At 64.9% G+C, this 382-nt stretch carries 1 protein-coding gene; it reads right to left on the bottom strand.

Features of this window, described 5'->3' with window-relative positions; all coding sequences use genetic code 11:
• Positions 1 to 15: 15 nt before the first annotated feature.
• Positions 16 to 382: ACT domain-containing protein (locus VSR34_RS38955; RefSeq protein WP_342965306.1), on the bottom strand; the 367-nt coding region annotated here is incomplete at its 5' end.

Genomic DNA, 382 nt, shown 5'->3' on the forward strand with positions numbered 1-382 from the left:
GCACCCGCCCGCGCTTCAGTTCTTGCGCGTCGCCCGCACCACACCCGTAACCTCGCCCAGCAGAGTGCAGGCGCGCTGAATCTGCGCGGAACTCGACACCTCGACGGTAAATTGCATGAACGCGGCATTGCGACGCGATTGCGTCTTCACGCCGATCACGTTCATCTTTTCCCGTGCGAATACTTCGGAGATGTCACGCAGCAAACCCTGTCGGTCCGTCGCCTCGATGCTGAGGTCGACCGGGTAGACAGAGTGGCCGCGGCCACTCATCACGTCCGCCGACCACGCGGTCTGCAGCACGCGCTCTGGCGCGCGCTCGGCCATGCGACGGAACGTCGCGCAGTCGCTGCGATGCACCGACATGCCCTTGCCACGCGTAACG

This window comes from Paraburkholderia sp. JHI2823 (genome assembly GCF_038900695.1).
Classification (GTDB): Bacteria; Pseudomonadota; Gammaproteobacteria; order Burkholderiales; family Burkholderiaceae; genus Paraburkholderia; species Paraburkholderia mimosarum.